General features: G+C 62.2%; 11 protein-coding genes. 2 read left to right on the forward strand and 9 right to left on the reverse strand.

Annotation, left to right across the window (positions count from 1 at the left end; genetic code table 11):
* Window positions 1–39 precede the first annotated feature (39 nt).
* Both LPJGGPFB_RS29945 and LPJGGPFB_RS29950 read right to left on the reverse strand, forming a co-directional pair.
* Window positions 40–2,346, reverse strand: coding sequence for a RodZ family helix-turn-helix domain-containing protein (locus LPJGGPFB_RS29945; protein WP_173423570.1), 2,307 nt, complete (start codon window positions 2,344–2,346; stop codon window positions 40–42).
* Window positions 2,347–2,409: 63 nt separating this feature from the next.
* On the reverse strand, window positions 2,410–3,708 hold the full coding sequence (locus tag LPJGGPFB_RS29950; RefSeq protein WP_173423571.1) for an adenylosuccinate synthase: 1,299 nt from the start codon (window positions 3,706–3,708) through the stop codon (window positions 2,410–2,412).
* Between the two features lie 207 nt (window positions 3,709–3,915).
* Here LPJGGPFB_RS29950 and LPJGGPFB_RS29955 point away from each other — a divergent pair, with 207 nt between their 5' ends.
* Window positions 3,916–4,800 carry an EamA family transporter gene (locus tag LPJGGPFB_RS29955; RefSeq protein ID WP_173423572.1) on the forward strand — a complete coding sequence of 295 codons (885 nt, stop codon included), beginning with the start codon at window positions 3,916–3,918 and terminating at the stop codon, window positions 4,798–4,800.
* A gap of 123 nt (window positions 4,801–4,923) precedes the next feature.
* A complete protein-coding gene (locus LPJGGPFB_RS29960) occupies window positions 4,924–6,738 on the forward strand; it encodes a methyl-accepting chemotaxis protein (RefSeq protein ID WP_173423573.1) in 1,815 nt (604 codons plus the stop codon).
* A gap of 61 nt (window positions 6,739–6,799) precedes the next feature.
* Here LPJGGPFB_RS29960 and LPJGGPFB_RS29965 read toward each other — a convergent pair whose 3' ends face one another.
* The 7 genes from LPJGGPFB_RS29965 to ftsH all read right to left on the reverse strand — a co-directional run bounded on the left by LPJGGPFB_RS29965 (window position 6,800) and on the right by ftsH (window position 16,344).
* A complete protein-coding gene (locus LPJGGPFB_RS29965) occupies window positions 6,800–7,306 on the reverse strand; it encodes a GNAT family N-acetyltransferase (protein WP_173423574.1) in 507 nt (168 codons plus the stop codon).
* A gap of 190 nt (window positions 7,307–7,496) precedes the next feature.
* The gene (serA, locus tag LPJGGPFB_RS29970) at window positions 7,497–9,092 is read right to left on the reverse strand and encodes a phosphoglycerate dehydrogenase (protein ID WP_173423575.1); all 1,596 of its coding nucleotides are present in this window, start codon (window positions 9,090–9,092) and stop codon (window positions 7,497–7,499) included.
* 85 nt (window positions 9,093–9,177) lie between these two features.
* Window positions 9,178–10,356: a phosphoserine transaminase gene (locus tag LPJGGPFB_RS29975; RefSeq protein WP_173423576.1), complete on the reverse strand. Its 1,179-nt coding sequence runs from the start codon at window positions 10,354–10,356 to the stop codon at window positions 9,178–9,180.
* Between the two features lie 164 nt (window positions 10,357–10,520).
* Window positions 10,521–11,357, reverse strand: coding sequence for an outer membrane protein (locus tag LPJGGPFB_RS29980; RefSeq protein WP_173423577.1), 837 nt, complete (start codon window positions 11,355–11,357; stop codon window positions 10,521–10,523).
* A gap of 357 nt (window positions 11,358–11,714) precedes the next feature.
* Window positions 11,715–12,488, reverse strand: coding sequence for an outer membrane protein (locus LPJGGPFB_RS29985; RefSeq protein ID WP_173423578.1), 774 nt, complete (start codon window positions 12,486–12,488; stop codon window positions 11,715–11,717).
* A 245-nt stretch (window positions 12,489–12,733) separates the two neighbouring features.
* Window positions 12,734–14,089, reverse strand: a complete 1,356-nt coding sequence (gene glmM / locus LPJGGPFB_RS29990; protein WP_173423579.1) for a phosphoglucosamine mutase — start codon at window positions 14,087–14,089, stop codon at window positions 12,734–12,736.
* 311 nt (window positions 14,090–14,400) lie between these two features.
* The gene (ftsH, locus tag LPJGGPFB_RS29995; protein ID WP_173423580.1) at window positions 14,401–16,344 is read right to left on the reverse strand and encodes an ATP-dependent zinc metalloprotease FtsH; all 1,944 of its coding nucleotides are present in this window, start codon (window positions 16,342–16,344) and stop codon (window positions 14,401–14,403) included.
* Window positions 16,345–16,380 lie beyond the last annotated feature (36 nt).

Here is a 16,380-nt window from a genome sequence, read left to right on the forward strand (position 1 = left end):
CGGGTTTTTTGTTGTCTTTCCGCTTTACCCAGTCCTGGCCTATTGCCCGGTCGCTGCCGTGCTGCCTGACGATCCCCAGGCGCGCATGGCCTGGCTGAACGCCTCGTTGCCGCTCTGCCCCTTTTCGAGCGTCAGCAGCGCGCGGCGGCCGTTGCGATAGGTCAGCGGGATGTCGATCCAGCCGCGGCTGCGCAGCAGCTCGGTGTTGTTGCCGACCGCTTCTGCAAAATCGTTGAGCGCAATCATGTGGAAGTCGTCAGTGATCTTGGCAGGCACTGCGATCAGTGCATCGCCGCGATCCTGCTCCGTCCGCTTCATCGAAACGCGCTGCACGCCGTCGATAGCGCCGCCTTCGAAGTTCTGCGGCAGCGAGAAGACGAACTCGATCACGTGGCTCGCCGGCAACGACGGATCCGCATTGCGCTTGATCGTCATCAGGGCGGTCAAGCCACGGTCAGGCACATTGATCTGGGCCTGAATTGCCGGCTCCGGCTTGGCGTCGCCACCTGGAGATTCCTCCTTGACCGACCATGCGACCGTTCCCGGAATGGCCGTCGGAGAGGATTGGCCGAGCCGCTCCTCGTAGAGGAACATCTTTTCGCCGCTGGCGACGGCAACGTCCGGCTGAGCCGGCTGTGCGCTGGGTTGCTGGCCGGCCACAGGCGTTCCGGCTTCAGCACCTGGCGTGGCGGCTGCATCTTCCTGCGGCCTTCCCGCTTCAGTCTGCGGTGCGACCGACTTGCCTTCCTGCGCAACGCTTTCACCGTTCACCACGGCCGGGCCGGCATCCGTCTCCGAGCCGTCAGCCAGAAGACGCTGGGTAAATTTCGTCGATGTGTTGGCAGGAACGGCCGTGTCGTCATGCGCGCCGGGCTGTTGTTGCGTGGTGGCCTCGCCAGTCTGCGCCGGGGGCGTGCTCTGTTCAACGGGCGTCTCGCCCGCGCCGGAAACAGCCGAGGTGACCGACGCCACCATGCTGGAGATCCAGGCATTGCCCGCTTCCCGGTTCTGCCAGTAGGCAAATCCGCCGCCACCGAGCAAGAGCAGCAAGCCGGCGGCAATCGCCACGCGTTTGACGCTGAAGCGCGAAGGCTTCGGCGTCGTGCGGTAGGAGGTTGGCCGCGAAGGGGCCGCAGCCGGCATCTCGACGCCGCGATCGGTATCCTTGGCCGTTGCAACTCCCGCTGCAGCACCTGCAGCAGTGGTCGCGCCGCCTTCCATACCCAGAAGATCGTCAATATGATCCCAGGCGGTAACGGCGCGCTCCTGCTGGCTTGCAGGCTCGGTCACGTTCGCAGCCGTCGCTGGCGCCGACTTTTCGACCGGCCACGACCAATCGGAGATTTCGGCGTCGCTGGCCTTCGGCGCAGGGCGCTCGGTAATAGAAGCAAAGGGGTCGTCGTCGTCGAACGACCAAGACCGGCTGGCGTCCGCTTTTTGAGCCGCCGGTTCGATTTCGACAGGCTTTTCCTCAACCGGATGCATGCCGAGCAACTCCGGCGTGCCGGCGTCGTCGACCACGTCGTGCAGCCCTGCATCCAGCGAAGCGGATGCCGGAGCCGGCTTTGTGTCTTCCCAGTCGGGCAGTTCCCATTCCGAACGCGCCGGCGTTTCCGCGACAGGCTCGACAGCGGGCGTATCCCAGGTCGCTTCCTGAACCGGTTCGGGTTCAGGCTCGATTGCCGTTGCAGCGGGAGCGTGATCGTAGATCGCGTCCGCGATCGGCTCGGCGCTCGCGACGATTTCCTCGTCATGCGGCAGCACAGCTTCTGGCCGCTCGTCCTCGACGGGAGGCTGCCAAGTAGCCTCGGCCGGTTCTTCGGTCGCCTCGACCTGTTCGGCTACGGTCTCGACATATTCAGCGGGCGCTTCGACCGGCAAGGGTTCAGCGTAGACTTCCGGCTGCTCATGAACCTCGACAGGCGCATCGGCGTAGACAGCGGCGGCATCGTCAACGATTTCGGGTGCCGGTTCTTCGGCGGCGGCCGTTACCGGTTCGCTCTCAACCTCGGGCTCCGGCTCGACCGGCTCGACAGCGGTCTCTGCGACGTCGACCGGTTCCGGCTCCACCGCAACGGGCACGACCGCGTCGACGGCTTCAGCCTCCGGCTCGACGTCGTCGATCGCCGGGAGCGCTTCAGCATATTCGCTGTCGACCTCGACGATCGCGTTTTCGAGCTTCGCCAACTGGCGATTGATCATGTCGTCCGACGGACGGGGATTCATATTCTCGAGCTGGCGACGCACGGCGGCGCGCGCCTTCTCGAAGACCTTATCCCGCATTTCAGGTGTGTTTTCCGACAGGCCGTCAACGGTCCTGCGAATAACTGCAACAAAATCCGCCATCAGAACTTTCTCATACGCTCAGGCATGTGTTTGCGATCACGACGCAATGTCAGTCCGCCGACACTAGTCCTCAAAGGGGTCCGTCACAAGTATCGTGTCGTCCCGCTCCGGGCTGGTCGAAAGAAGAGCCACCGGTGCACCGATGAGTTCTTCGACCTGGCGAACATATTTGATCGCCTGTGCCGGAAGATCTGCCCAGCTGCGTGCGCCGACAGTCGATTCCTTCCAGCCTTCAAGTGTTACATACACTGGCTTTGCCGAAGCTTGCTGCGCCTGGCTTGCCGGAAGATGATCGATCTGCTGTCCGTCGAGAGTATATCCGACGCAGATCTTCAGTTCATCGAGGCCATCGAGCACGTCGAGCTTGGTCAGCGCGATGCCGGTGATGCCGTTGGCGGCAACCGACTGGCGCACCAGCGCCGCATCGAACCAGCCGCAACGGCGCTTGCGTCCGGTAACCGTGCCGAACTCGTGGCCGCGTTCGCCTAGGAACTGACCGATCTCGTCATGAAGTTCGGTCGGGAACGGTCCCTCGCCGACGCGCGTCGTGTAAGCCTTGGTGATGCCGAGGATGTAGCCGAGCGAGCCCGGGCCCATGCCCGAGCCGGCAGCGGCCTGGCCGGCAACGGTATTGGACGAGGTGACGAACGGATACGTGCCGTGGTCGATGTCGAGCAGCGTGCCCTGGGCGCCTTCGAACAGGATGCGCGCACCCTTGCGACGCGCCTTGTCGAGCAGCACCCAGACGGTGTCCATGAACGGCAGGACCTTGTCGGCAACCGAAGATAGCTCGAGCATGATCGCATCATGGCTGATTTCCGGCTCGCCGAGGCCGCGACGCAGCGCGTTGTGGTGCGTCAGCAGGCGATCGACCTTGGCCGGCAGGGTTTCGAGATCGGCAAGGTCCATCACGCGGATCGCGCGGCGACCGACCTTGTCTTCATAGGCCGGGCCGATGCCGCGGCGGGTGGTGCCGATCTTGGTGCCGCTGTTGGAGGCGGCGTCTTCGCGGAAGCCGTCGAGTTCGCGATGCAGCGAAAGAATGAGCGTGGCGTTGTCGGCAACGCGCAGGTTCTCCGGCGTGATCGTCACGCCCTGCTTGCCGAGCTTGTCGATTTCAGCGATCAACGCATGCGGGTCGATGACGACGCCGTTGCCGATGACGGCGAGCTTGCCGGGACGCACGACGCCGGACGGAAGCAGCGACAGCTTGTAGCTGACGCCGTCGATCACCAGGGTATGGCCGGCGTTGTGACCGCCCTGAAAGCGCACGACGATGTCAGCGCGCTCCGAGAGCCAATCTACAATCTTGCCTTTGCCTTCATCACCCCACTGGGATCCGACCACCACGACATTCGTCATAATTCTCTTCCTGTTGACGGGCGCAAGCGGGGTTGCGCTGTTCTCAAAACCCGCGCATCTATACTGTGTTGTCTCCGGGAAAGCGACCCCGTTATGACGGGCGTTCCGGCCTTTTTGCATGACAAGCGCGGGATTTAGCGCCTATATCTGGCCTCTCCCTCGCCCTTGCGGCCATCGATCCCCGTCATCCCAGCAGGTTGCAGCATCGTGAATTCCAGGGCCTATTTCTATCTCTGCGTCACAGCACTCTTCTGGGGCGGCAATTCCGTGGCCGGAAAAATGGCCGTCGGGCATGTCAGTCCGATGATGCTCACGACCCTTCGCTGGGTGTTCGCGCTCGTCATCATCCTCGTGGCGATGACTCCGCAAATCCGCCGCGATTGGCAGAAGATAAAGCAGCATTGGCTGCAGCTGCTGGCCTATGGCGTGATCGGCTTCACCACCTTCAACGCCCTGCTCTACTCCGCGCTGAAATATACGAGCGCGATCAACGCGGTCATCCTTCAGGCCGGCATCCCGATGTTGATCTTCCTGTTCAACTTCATGCTGTTTCGCACCCGCGCTTCGATCGCGCAGGTGATCGGCTTCACCGTGACGCTGATCGGCGTTCTGATCACCGCCGCACACGGCGACATCGCCAGTCTCATGCAACTGGAATTCAACTTCGGCGACGCCCTGATGATTGCCGCCTGCATCGTCTATGCCGCCTACACGGTGGCACTTCGCTGGAAGCCTGCCATGCATTGGCAGAGCTTCATCGCCGCCCCCGCCTTCGGCGCGCTCATCAGCGCCGTTCCGCTGCTGTTTTGGGAAATCGGCAACAGCACGGCGATCTTTCCTGATATGACCGGCTGGATCATCGTCCTCTACGCCGCCATCTTCCCATCCTTGATGTCGCAAGTGCTCTATGTGCGCGGCGTCGAGATGATCGGCGCCAATCGGGCCGGCCTGTTCATCAATGCTATTCCCGTCTTCGGCACGTTGCTGTCGGTGATGCTGATCGGCGAGACATTCCACACCTTCCATCTCATCGCCCTTCTGCTCGTGCTCGGCGGTATCGCCATTGCCGAAAAGGGGCGACCCAAGCACTGACCGTGCGCGCCTGCGTAGTGAAGCCTCGCCAATGCAATCCCTAGACCTAGGGAGGCGCCTTAAGGCTTGGTTAGCAGATGAATGTTTCTGTCCGACCCAGATTGTATTCCTGGGGCTAAGGCAGTGAAAAATATTAGAATTTCGACACGTATCTACTTATTGACGGCGATGGCGCTGATCTTCATGGCCGCAGCGATGGCCTACAAGACGCAGGTCGCCAACGCCGAAGTGAGCCAGGAGCGCCAGCAGATGCTGCGCAACGTCACCGAAGCGGCGATCTCGGCGATTGCAAGCTTCGAGGAGCAGGAGCGCAGCGGTGCGCTGCCCCGTGAGGAAGCGCAAAGCCGCGCCATCGCAGCTGTCATGGCCATGCGCTTCGGCCAGGACGGCTATTTCTTCATCAACAGCTTCGACGGCATGATGGTGGCGCACCCGCTCGCCAAGAAGTTGATCGGCACCGATATCCGCGGTCTCAAGGATGCCAACGGCAAGGCATTCAACGTCGAGCTGATCGCGCTTGCGCAAAACCCGGGCAACGGCATCGTCAACTACTATTGGGACAAGCCAGGCTCGGAGGAGCCGGTCGAGAAGTACTCCTACATCCAGGGCTTCAAGCCATGGGGCTGGGGCGTCGGCACCGGTGTTTACGCCGACGATCTCGCGGCAAAATACAATGCTTCGCTGATGATGACTTTTATCATCACCGCGATTGCCGCCATCGCCACGCTTGCCGCCGCGATGGCGATCGGCCGGTCCATCAGTCTCCCGATCAACCGGCTCAAGGACGTCATGCTCGAAGTCTCGCGCAATGAAACCCGCTCGGATGTCCCCGACACTGGCCGCCGCGACGAGATCGGCAACATGGCCGATGCGCTGGTGCTGCTGCGCGCTTCGGTGATCGAACGCAATGCGCTCGAAATCCGCCAGCGCGAGCAGCAGAAGGTGCTCGACAGCGAACGTAACGCCAACGAGGAAATGCAGCAGACGACCTCACGCACCCAGGCCCATGTGGTCAGCACCATCGGCGGTGCACTGGAACGACTTGCTAGTGGCGACCTGACAATCGACGTCCCCGAACTCGGCGTCGAATACGAAAAGCTGCGCAAGGACTTCAACACCGCAGTCGACGCGCTGCGCTCGACGGTGAGCGCGATCGCCGACTCGACCTCGGTCGTCAACGGCAACGCCAATGAGATCAGCAAGGCAGCCAACGACCTGTCGCAGCGCACCGAACAGCAGGCAGCCTCGCTCGAAGAGACCGCCGCCGCACTCGACGAGATCACCTCGGCCGTGCAGAACTCCACCAACCGTGCCGAAGAGGCAAGCCGCATGGTGGCCGATGCCCGCAAGGGAGCCACGGCATCGAGCGAGGTCGTGCGCGACGCGATCACCGCCATGGGACGCATCGAAACCTCCTCCTCCAAGATCGGCGAGATCATCGGCGTCATCGACGATATCGCCTTCCAGACCAACCTTCTGGCGCTGAACGCAGGCGTCGAGGCCGCACGCGCCGGCGATGCCGGCAAGGGCTTTGCCGTCGTTGCCCAGGAGGTTCGCGAACTGGCGCAGCGTTCGGCAACTGCTGCCAAGGAGATCAAGGGCCTCATCACCGCATCGAGTGTCGAAGTATCCGCCGGCGTGCGCCTGGTCGAAGCGACGGGCACAGCCCTCGGCGACATCGAGCACCGGGTCAACGAGATCAACGACCGGATCGTGGCGATTGCAACCGCGGCCCGCGAACAGTCGGTCGGGCTTCGCGAGATCAACACCGCCGTCAACCAGATGGACCAGATGACGCAGCAGAACGCCGCAATGGTGGAGCAGACATCGGCTGCAAGCCAGACGCTCGCTTCCGAAAGCAGCGTTCTTGCAGGCCGGCTGGCGCATTTCACCGTCGAGGAAAAGCAGTGGCGGCCTGCGGGCCGACGCGCAGCCTGATCCGGTAACGGCACAAGCAAGACGAGACAGGGGCGCCGGCCGAGCCGGCGCCCCTGTCGTTTCAGGTCAGTGCGCGTTCCATATAGACCGCATCCTCGCCGTAGCTCGCAAGCTTCGATGCCAGCCGCTCGTCCATGCGGACGGAAAATCCCTGCCGCTCCCAGAAGCCGCGCGAGCCGTTGACCGAGACCAGCGACATGGAGCGATAGCCTTCCGATCGGGCGATATCGGCAAGCAACGGCACGACATTGCCCCCTGCCCCGGACCCGCGCGTCTCAGGCAAAAGCGCCAGATCATGAATATACCAGGTGTCGGCTGCGTCAGGGATCTCGCCCAGCATCGAATTCAGCGAAGGCGGTGCGCGCCGGACCCAGGGGTGGCTCAGCACATAGCCTTGCGCGATGCCGCCGACCTCCAGCATGAAGCAGCCCTCCGGGCTTAGTTCCAGCCGATCGGCAAGAACGTGGTCGTCCTCGGGGAACGCCTCGTGCACCACCAGCTGAATTTCGGAAACCGAAACGAGGTCGGGAAGGCTGGCCTCGCGCCAGCGGAACGTCTGTCTTGCCATCGCTGCCATCAACACTTCAAACCGAAAAACGCACCGGCTTGCCCGATGCGTTTCTGGTCATTCTCGAACTTAATTCTGATCCGCTTTCAAAAAGCGAACCATTTTCTGGGGCATAGACCGGAAGATCATGGCCGATTTGCGCCCGCATGCCTTGCCCGCAAATGGGTGGAAAAGACTGCTTTGTCGGCGATCAATCGATGTTGAACACCAGCGGCTTTGCCTGGCGGATCGCCGCGTTGGCGCGCAGCTTGTCGAGCACATCCTCGGAAACCGGGCCGTCGACATAGAGTAGCGCGATGGCGTCACCGGCTTCCTTCTCGCGACCGAGCTGGAAGTTGGCGATGTTGACACCGGCATTGCCGAGCGTCGTGCCGATGAAGCCGATCATGCCGGGTACGTCGGTGTTGGTGATGTAGACCATGTGGCTGCCGACATCGGCGTCGAGATTGATGCCCTTGATCTGGATGAAGCGCGGCTTGCCGTCGGAAAACACCGTGCCGGCGACCGACCGCGTCTGGTTGGCAGTCTTGACCGTCAGCTTGATGTAGCCGTCGAAGACGCCGGTCTTGTCGCGCTTGACCTCGGACAGGATGACACCCTTTTCCTTGATCATGATCGGCGCCGAAACCATGTTAACGTCGGCGACCTGCGGCCGGATGAGGCCGGCGAGCACCGCGCTGGTCAGCGCCTTGGTGTTCATGCCAGCAGTCGCGCCGTCGTAAAGGATCTCGATTTCCTTGATTGCGCTTTCCGTCACCTGGCCGACGAAGGCGCCGAGCACATCGGCAAGCCGGATGAAAGGCTTCAGGATCGGTGCTTCCTCAGCGGTGATCGAGGGCATGTTGATGGCGTTGGAAACGGCACCCTTGACGAGGTAGTCCGACATCTGTTCGGCCACCTGCAGGGCAACGTTTTCCTGCGCTTCCGTGGTCGAGGCGCCGAGATGCGGCGTGCACACGACGTTCGGCAGGCCGAAGAGCGGGCTCTCGGTTGCGGGTTCGACCTCGAACACGTCGAAACCGGCGCCGGCGACGTGACCCGACCGGATCGCGTCCGCAAGCGCCTTCTCATCGACGAGACCGCCACGGGCGCAATTGACGATGCGCACGCCCGGCTTGGTCTTGGCAAGCGCTTCGGCATTGAGGATGCTGCGCGTCTTGTCGGTCAGCGGTACGTGCAGGGTGATGAAGTCGGCCTGGGCCAGCAGTTCGTCGAGCTCGACCTTGGTGACGCCCATTTCCTCGGCGCGTTCCTTCGACAGGAACGGGTCGTAGGCGAGCACGTGCATCTTCAGGCCGATGGCGCGCGAGCAGACGATCGAGCCGATGTTGCCGGCGCCGATGACGCCGAGCGTCTTGCCGGTGATCTCGACACCCATGAAACGGGACTTCTCCCACTTGCCGGCCTGCGTCGAGGTATCGGCGGCCGGAAGCTGGCGGGCGACGGCGAAGAGCAGGGCGATAGCGTGTTCGGCTGTCGTGATCGAGTTGCCGAAAGGCGTGTTCATGACGATAATACCGCGGCGCGAGGCGGCCGGGATGTCGACATTGTCGACGCCGATGCCGGCGCGGCCGATGACCTTGAGGTTGGTCGCAGCCGCGATCAGCTTTTCGGTCGCCTTGGTCGCCGAGCGAATGGCAAGGCCGTCATAGTTGCCGATGATTTCGGCAAGCTTGTCCTTGTCCTTGCCAAGCTTCGGCTGGAAATCGACTTCGACTCCACGGTCGCGGAAGATCTGGACGGCAGTTTCCGACAGTTCATCGGATACGAGAACGCGAGGTGCCATGATGGCCTCCTTGAAAAGATCAGGTCTGAACTTGAATGCGGTACAAGGGCTTCGCTCCCTTTAGGAGCGAAGCAAACGCTTGGAGTTAGGCCGCTGCCTGCGACAGCGTCGCCTTCTGGGTCTCGAAAGCCCAGGTCAGCCATGGCATCAGCGCTGCCATGTCGGATGCTTCGATCGTCGCGCCGGCCCAGATCCGGAGACCGGACGGAGCATCGCGATAATGGCCGATGTCGAACGCGACACCTTCCTTTTCGAGCAGGGCAACTACGCCCTTGGCAAAAGCCGCCTGGCCGTCGGCATCAAGCGCTGCGACGTCCTTGTCGACGATCTTCAGGCAGACCGACGTATTGGAGCGGGTCTCGTCCTTGACCGCCAGGTTGGCGATCCAGCCGTTGGCGTCGACGAAGTCGAAGATCACCTGAGCATTGGCATCGGCGCGCGCCATAAGGCCCTTGAGCCCGCCGACCTTCTCGGCCCAGACCAGCGCATCGATATAGTCCTCGACGCACAGCATCGACGGTGTGTTGATGGTTTCGCCGGTGAAGATGCCTTCGATCAGCTTGCCGCCGGAGGTCATGCGGAAGATCTTCGGCAACGGCCAGGCCGGCACATAAGTCAGCAGGCGTTCGACGGCGCGCGGCGAAAGAATGATGACGCCATGTGCGCCTTCGCCACCGAGAACCTTCTGCCAGGAGAAGGTGACGACGTCGAGCTTGGTGAAATCGAGGTTCTGCGCGAAGGCGGCAGAGGTCGCGTCGCAGATCGTCAGGCCCTTGCGGTCGGCCGGGATGAAATCGGCGTTCTCGACGCGCACACCGGAGGTCGTGCCGTTCCAGGTGAAGACGACGTCACGGTCGAAATCGACCTTGGAGAGATCTGGAAGTTCGCCGTAACCGGCTTCGAACTTGCGCACGTCGGCGAGCTTCAGCTGCTTGACCACGTCGGTCACCCAGCCGGCGCCAAAGCTTTCCCAGGCGACCATGTCGACGCCGCGCTGACCAAGCAGCGACCAGAGCGCCATTTCGACGGCGCCGGTATCGGAAGCGGGCACGATGCCGATGCGGTAATCGGCCGGCACTTCAAGAATGTCACGGGTAAGATCGATGGCCTGCTTGAGCTTCGTCTTGCCGACCTTGGCGCGGTGCGAACGACCGAGCGGAGCATCGGAGAGAGCATCGAGCGACCAACCGGGGCGCTTCGAGCAAGGGCCAGAAGAAAAATGGGTGTTGTTCGGACGGAGGTCCGGCTTGGCAGGCTTCGTCATGTGCTATCCTTCCAGATAGATAGCCCTTCGTTGGGGAAGGGTGTCCCGCCGTCGGAAATATTGCGGGCCTGGAAGGAAGTCAAGCGACTTGTGTCGCAATCGAGAAAATTTATGGCGGGTTAGGCAAGATCAGCAAAGACGGGACCGCCGCCGCCGACCGATTGTTACCAGAAAGCGAACCGCAGGCCGGCTCTGATCTCGTGACGCGAAAGACCGTCATCGAAGCCCTTCGCCCCGCTCGCGCCAGCAAGCGCCTCGGCACCGAAGCCGAACATCTCGCCGTCGCCGATGTGCGAATAGCGGTAGCCGACATCGAGCTTCAGACGATCGCTGAGGTCGTAGGAGACACCGGCCATCAGCGCATAGGTGAAGCGCCAGCTGTCGTGGCCGTCGAACGATGGGGTGGTCGGGCCGCCGGCACAGGCGCCGCCGCCGGCAACGCAGCTTTCGCTGGCAAAGGCGGTGTTCCAGCGCAGATTGGTCGCGCCGATACCGGCACCGAGATAGGGCGTGAAGCCGGCGAGCGTTCCGAAATCGACATAGGCGTTGGCCATCAGGCCCAGCGCGGAAAAATCCGCAGCCGTCGACAAGGCGCAGGACGTGCCGGCTCCCTGCCCCGCACACGGGCTTGCACCAACGGCCGAGCCGTCGAAGCGGCCCTCGAAATAGTCCGCCGTGAGATCGGCGCGCACAGTGTCGGTGATCTGGTAACCGAAGCCGATCGCGCCCGAAAGCGGCTTGTCGAAGCGCGCGCCGTCGAACGGGGTCGTGCTGTAGCTGCCGGTGCCCGCATCGAAGGTGCGGTAGAAGGGATCGCCGGCGTCGCGCCAGCCGGCATAACCGATGTCGCCGCGGATGTAGAGGCCGTTGCTGCCGGTCGCTTCCTGGGCAATGGTGATTTCCGGCGCGTCGATCAGGGCCTCGTCAGCGGCAAGCGCCGCACCTGAGGCAAGCAGGCCGATACCGAACGTGGCTCCGCAGATCCCGTTTCGCCATTCCATGCCCATGCCCTTTCGCTGCAATTGCCGTCACCGGACGGGATCCACCCATCGGCTGCTTCGTTCGACGTTAACTATTGCAGACCGAGGTTAACTGTCGGTTAACCATGATCCTTAAGCCCTCGCCCATCGATGTTAACGATCTCCAGCGGTACCTGCTTGGGAACGGATGCGCTCGACCTGCCCAGCAGAACAAAAAAAGCCTCCGCAGAGCGCAGACGTTGCGGGCGGCCTGGAACGCCACGAAAGATGGTGGGGGCGCATAACGCGAAAAAACCCGCCGAAAAATCGACGGGTTTGTCAGCGGACCGGGGGCGGCGCGGAGCCGCCTTTGAAAGGCAGTCGCTCGGCGAACTCTGTCTATTGCAGGGCGTAACGCATGCCGAGTTTGAAATCGTGCGACGTGATGTCCTTGAAGTTCATCGGCCCAATGACGTAGTTTTCGTCGTAAGAGTGGATTTCCTTGGTCTTGGCATCACCCAGATTCATATAGCTGTAACCGAAGTCCACAGTCAGCCTATCGGTCGCCTTGTAGCCGACGCCCGCATGCAGCGCCCAGGCGAAGTTCCAGGTGGGATCGCTGTCAGCCGAGGCCACGCCCAGCCGCGGCACATTGACGTCGCGGAAACCGGAAATGGTGTTGCGCGAAGCGCCGATACCGGCGCCGACATAGGGAACGATGCCATTCCAGTCGCCGATATCGACATAGGCGTTGGCCATCAACAGCCATTCAGATTTGGCCCCGTCATAGTCGTCGGTGCCTTCCCAGACCGGATTGCCGTTGGCATCGGTTTGGAAGGCGTAGCGGTCGAGTGCCGAAAAATCCGCTTTGCCGCGATACTCAACAATACCGTCCATGCGCAACCAGTCATTGAACTGGTACCCGACGCCGACGCCAGCGAGTGGTGCGCTGTTGAAGCTGCCTTCATCCACCAGTTCGTGGTAAGGGGGTATCGAAAAGTCCGCGTGCTCGAGGCTGCCGAGCTGCTGGTTGCTCATGCCCATGTACCCGCGCAGGTACCAACCACCGGTCGGCACTACCACAGGGACGGGATCCTCGACATAAAGATCGGCTGCAGCGACGGGCGTGCCAACGCAAACAGCGGCAGCCAGCGCCAGAATATGTTTTTTCATTATATCACTCCGCGAATGCTAGCGATTTCCTGGGCGGCGAGCGACCACAGGCTCAGCGACTTTCTCGCTAGATGTCGCATGCGCGGGTTAATATCTGATTAAGCATAGAAATTTACCACGAATCTGATTTCCCTGAACTTGCGCACGTGCTTCGGCCGACATTCGGCGTCGCCAGACGAACGAAAAACACCGGCCGCGAGGGCGGCCGGTGTTCTGCGTCAGTTCACGATTTGGCGCGCCGCGCATCAGGCAGCGGCGTGACGCACACTGCCGATGACGCCGATAAGCTCATCGACAATCCGTTCGACCTGGCCGCGATCGTCACCCTCGGCCATCACCCGGATCAAAGGCTCCGTGCCCGACGGACGGATCAGCAGCCGGCCGGACTTGGCAAGCTCGGCTTCGGCATCGGCGATCGCCTGGCGCACCGTTGCGTCTTCAAGCGGCTTGCCGGCGGAAACGCGCACATTCTTCAATACCTGCGGCACCGGCTCGAAGCGGTGGCATACCTCGCTCACCGGCTTGCCCAGGCGCTTGACGACTGCAAGGATCTGCAGGGCCGCCACGAGACCATCGCCGGTCGTGCCGAAGTCCGAAAGCACGATATGGCCGGACTGCTCGCCACCGACGTTCAGCCCCTCCTGGCGCATCTGCTCGACAACGTAGCGGTCTCCGACCTTGGTGCGGTGCAGCTCGATGCCACGGCCCTTGAGGTATCGTTCCAGACCGAGGTTGGACATGACCGTTGCGGCGATAGCATTGCCGCGCAGCGTGCCGTCCTCAGCCCAGCTGTCGGCGATGACGGCCATCAACTGGTCGCCGTCGATGACGGTACCGTTCTCGTCGACAATCAGAACCCGGTCGGCGTCGCCGTCGAGCGCGATGCCGATATCGGCCCGCACCTCATGCACCTTTCTGGACAGGGCTGCCGGATGGGTCGAACCGCAATCGAGATTGATGTTGACGCCATTCGGCTCGGTCCCGATCGTCACCACTTCAGCGCCGAGTTCCCAGAGGGCCTGGGGGGCGACCTTGTAGGCAGCGCCATTGGCACAATCGATGGCAATCCGCAGGCCCTGAAGGGTGACATCGCGCGGCAGGGTGCGCTTGGCATGCTCGAGATAGCGGTAGATGTCGCCGTCGACGCGCTTGGCACGGCCGATGTCTTCCGCCTTGGCCAGCTGGCCGGACAGGTCCTGGTCGAGCAACGCCTCGATCCTGGCCTCGATATCGTCCGAGAGCTTGTAGCCATCGGGGCCGAACAGCTTGATACCATTGTCCTGGAAGGGATTGTGCGAGGCCGAAATCATCACGCCGATATCCGCGCGCAGCGAGCGCGTCAGCATGGCAACGCCCGGGGTCGGGATCGGCCCGAGCAGAAACACGTCGAGACCGGCTGCCGTGAAACCGGCAACCATGGCGTTTTCGAGCATATAGCCGGAAAGGCGCGTGTCCTTGCCGATCACCACCCGATGGCGATGGGCGCCGTTGCGGAAGATCGTGCCGACGGCGATGCCGACCCGCATCGCGAGATCCGGCGTCATCGGGAAGATGTTGGACTGGCCGCGGATACCGTCCGTGCCGAAATATTTGCGCTTCATAAGAACTCCATCGTTCTGCTCGGTCAATGCAGGCTTTGCCTGCTTTACCTGTCTGCGTGTTCCGCGACTGGGTTTCATTGACCAGACCTCATATCATTCCGGCTGTTGCCGTTGCTCCCGCGCTGTAACAGCAAAACAAGGGCTGGGAGCTTTCGAATCTTCTTTGACACAAAACCAATGCAAACGGCAGCAACCGTAGCATCAGAAATCATTACATCCCGTTACCAAGTGCAATCCTGCGCCGGCGCAACAAAAAGCCGCCGCACCCTCCGGCGCGGCGGCTTTTGAGATAAGCGTCTGAACCGGAGCCGTTATTGCGGCTGCGGCTCGAACCCACCTTCGGATTCTTCGCCCTTGTTGCCGGACGAGCCCTCTTTCTTCACACCAGCGGAAGGCACGGCGGAGCCGCGGTGCGGCGGGGTGTCGTCGCCCAGGTCGCGCGCCGGCTTTTCGCCGCGGATGAGCGCCTTGATCTCGTCACCGGTCAGGGTTTCGTATTCGAGCAGCCCTTCCGCCAGCGCCACGAACTCGTGGTTCTTGTCGGTCAGGATCTTGCGGGCGGTCTCGTAGGCCTCATCGATCAGGCGACGGATTTCGTTGTCGATCTTCTGGGCGGTCGCTTCCGACACGTTCTTCTGCTGGGCGACCGAGTGGCCAAGGAACACTTCCTGCTGGTTTTCGCCGTAGGACACCTGCCCGAGCTGGTCGGAGAAGCCCCACTGCGTCACCATCGCACGGGCAAGCTTGGTTGCCTGCTCGATATCCGACGAAGCGCCGGAGGTGATGTTCTCCTTGCCGAAAGTCAGTTCTTCGGCAACGCGTCCGCCCATCATGATGGCAAGCCGCGAGACCATCCACTTGTAGCTCATGGAATAGCGGTCGCCTTCCGGCAGCTGCATCACCATGCCAAGCGCCCGTCCGCGCGGAATGATCGTCGCCTTGTGCAAGGGATCGGCCGAGGGAACGTTGAGCGCCAGGATCGCGTGACCGGCTTCGTGGTAGGCGGTCAGCTTCTTTTCGGCTTCTGTCATGGCGGAGGAGCGACGCTCCGCACCCATCATGATCTTGTCCTTGGCGTCTTCGAACTCGAGCATGGTGACGACGCGCTTGTTGCGGCGCGCAGCCATCAGGGCCGCTTCGTTGACGAGGTTCATCAGGTCGGCGCCGGAGAATCCGGGTGTACCGCGGGCAAGAACCTTGAGGTCGACGTTCGGCGCCAGCGGCACGTTGCGAACGTGCACCTTGAGGATGCGCTCGCGGCCATTGATATCGGGGTTCGGCACGACGACCTGGCGGTCGAAACGGCCCGGACGCAGAAGCGCCGGATCGAGAACGTCGGGACGGTTGGTCGCCGCGATCAGGATGATGCCTTCATTGGCTTCGAAGCCGTCCATCTCGACCAGCAACTGGTTGAGCGTCTGTTCGCGCTCGTCGTTACCACCGCCGAGACCGGCGCCACGGTGGCGACCGACGGCATCGATTTCGTCGATGAAGATGATGCAGGGTGCGTTCTTCTTGGCCTGCTCGAACATGTCGCGCACACGGCTCGCGCCGACGCCGACGAACATTTCGACGAAGTCCGAACCGGAGATGGTGAAGAACGGAACATTGGCTTCGCCGGCAACCGACCGCGCAAGCAGCGTCTTACCGGTACCGGGAGGACCGACGAGCAGCACGCCGCGCGGAATGCGTCCGCCGAGACGCTGGAACTTCTGCGGGTCGCGCAGGAATTCGACGATTTCTTCCAGATCCTGCTTGGCTTCGTCGACGCCGGCGACGTCGTCAAAGGTGACGCGGCCATGCGCTTCGGTCAGAAGCTTGGCCTTGGACTTACCGAAGCCCATGGCGCCGCGCGAACCGCCCTGCATCTGACGCATGAAGAAAAGCCAGACGCCGAGGATCAGAAGCATCGGCAGCAGCGTGCCGATATAGCTCAGGAACCCGGAGGAGCCATCGGTTTCAGGACGAACGGTCACCGTCACGTCCTTGGCTTCCAGACGCTCAGTGAGCGCGGTGTCGACCGAAGGCGCGTAGGTCTGGAACGTTGCGCCGCTTTCAGAATAGCTGCCGATGACCTTGGAGCCGGTGATCACGACTTCCTTGACGCGGCTTGCATCGACGTCCTTGAGGAACTGCGAGAACGGAATCTCACGCGAGCCGGTGCGCTCGGTCGGCTGCTGAAACATGCTAAACAGCGCGATCAGCAAAAGCGCTATGATTGCCCAGAGGGCAAAATTACGAAAATTAGGGTTCATCGAACTCCCCGGAACCTGTCACGACCCGCACATTTC

Source organism: Ensifer adhaerens (assembly GCF_013283195.1).
Taxonomy (GTDB): Bacteria; Pseudomonadota; Alphaproteobacteria; order Rhizobiales; family Rhizobiaceae; genus Ensifer; species Ensifer adhaerens_G.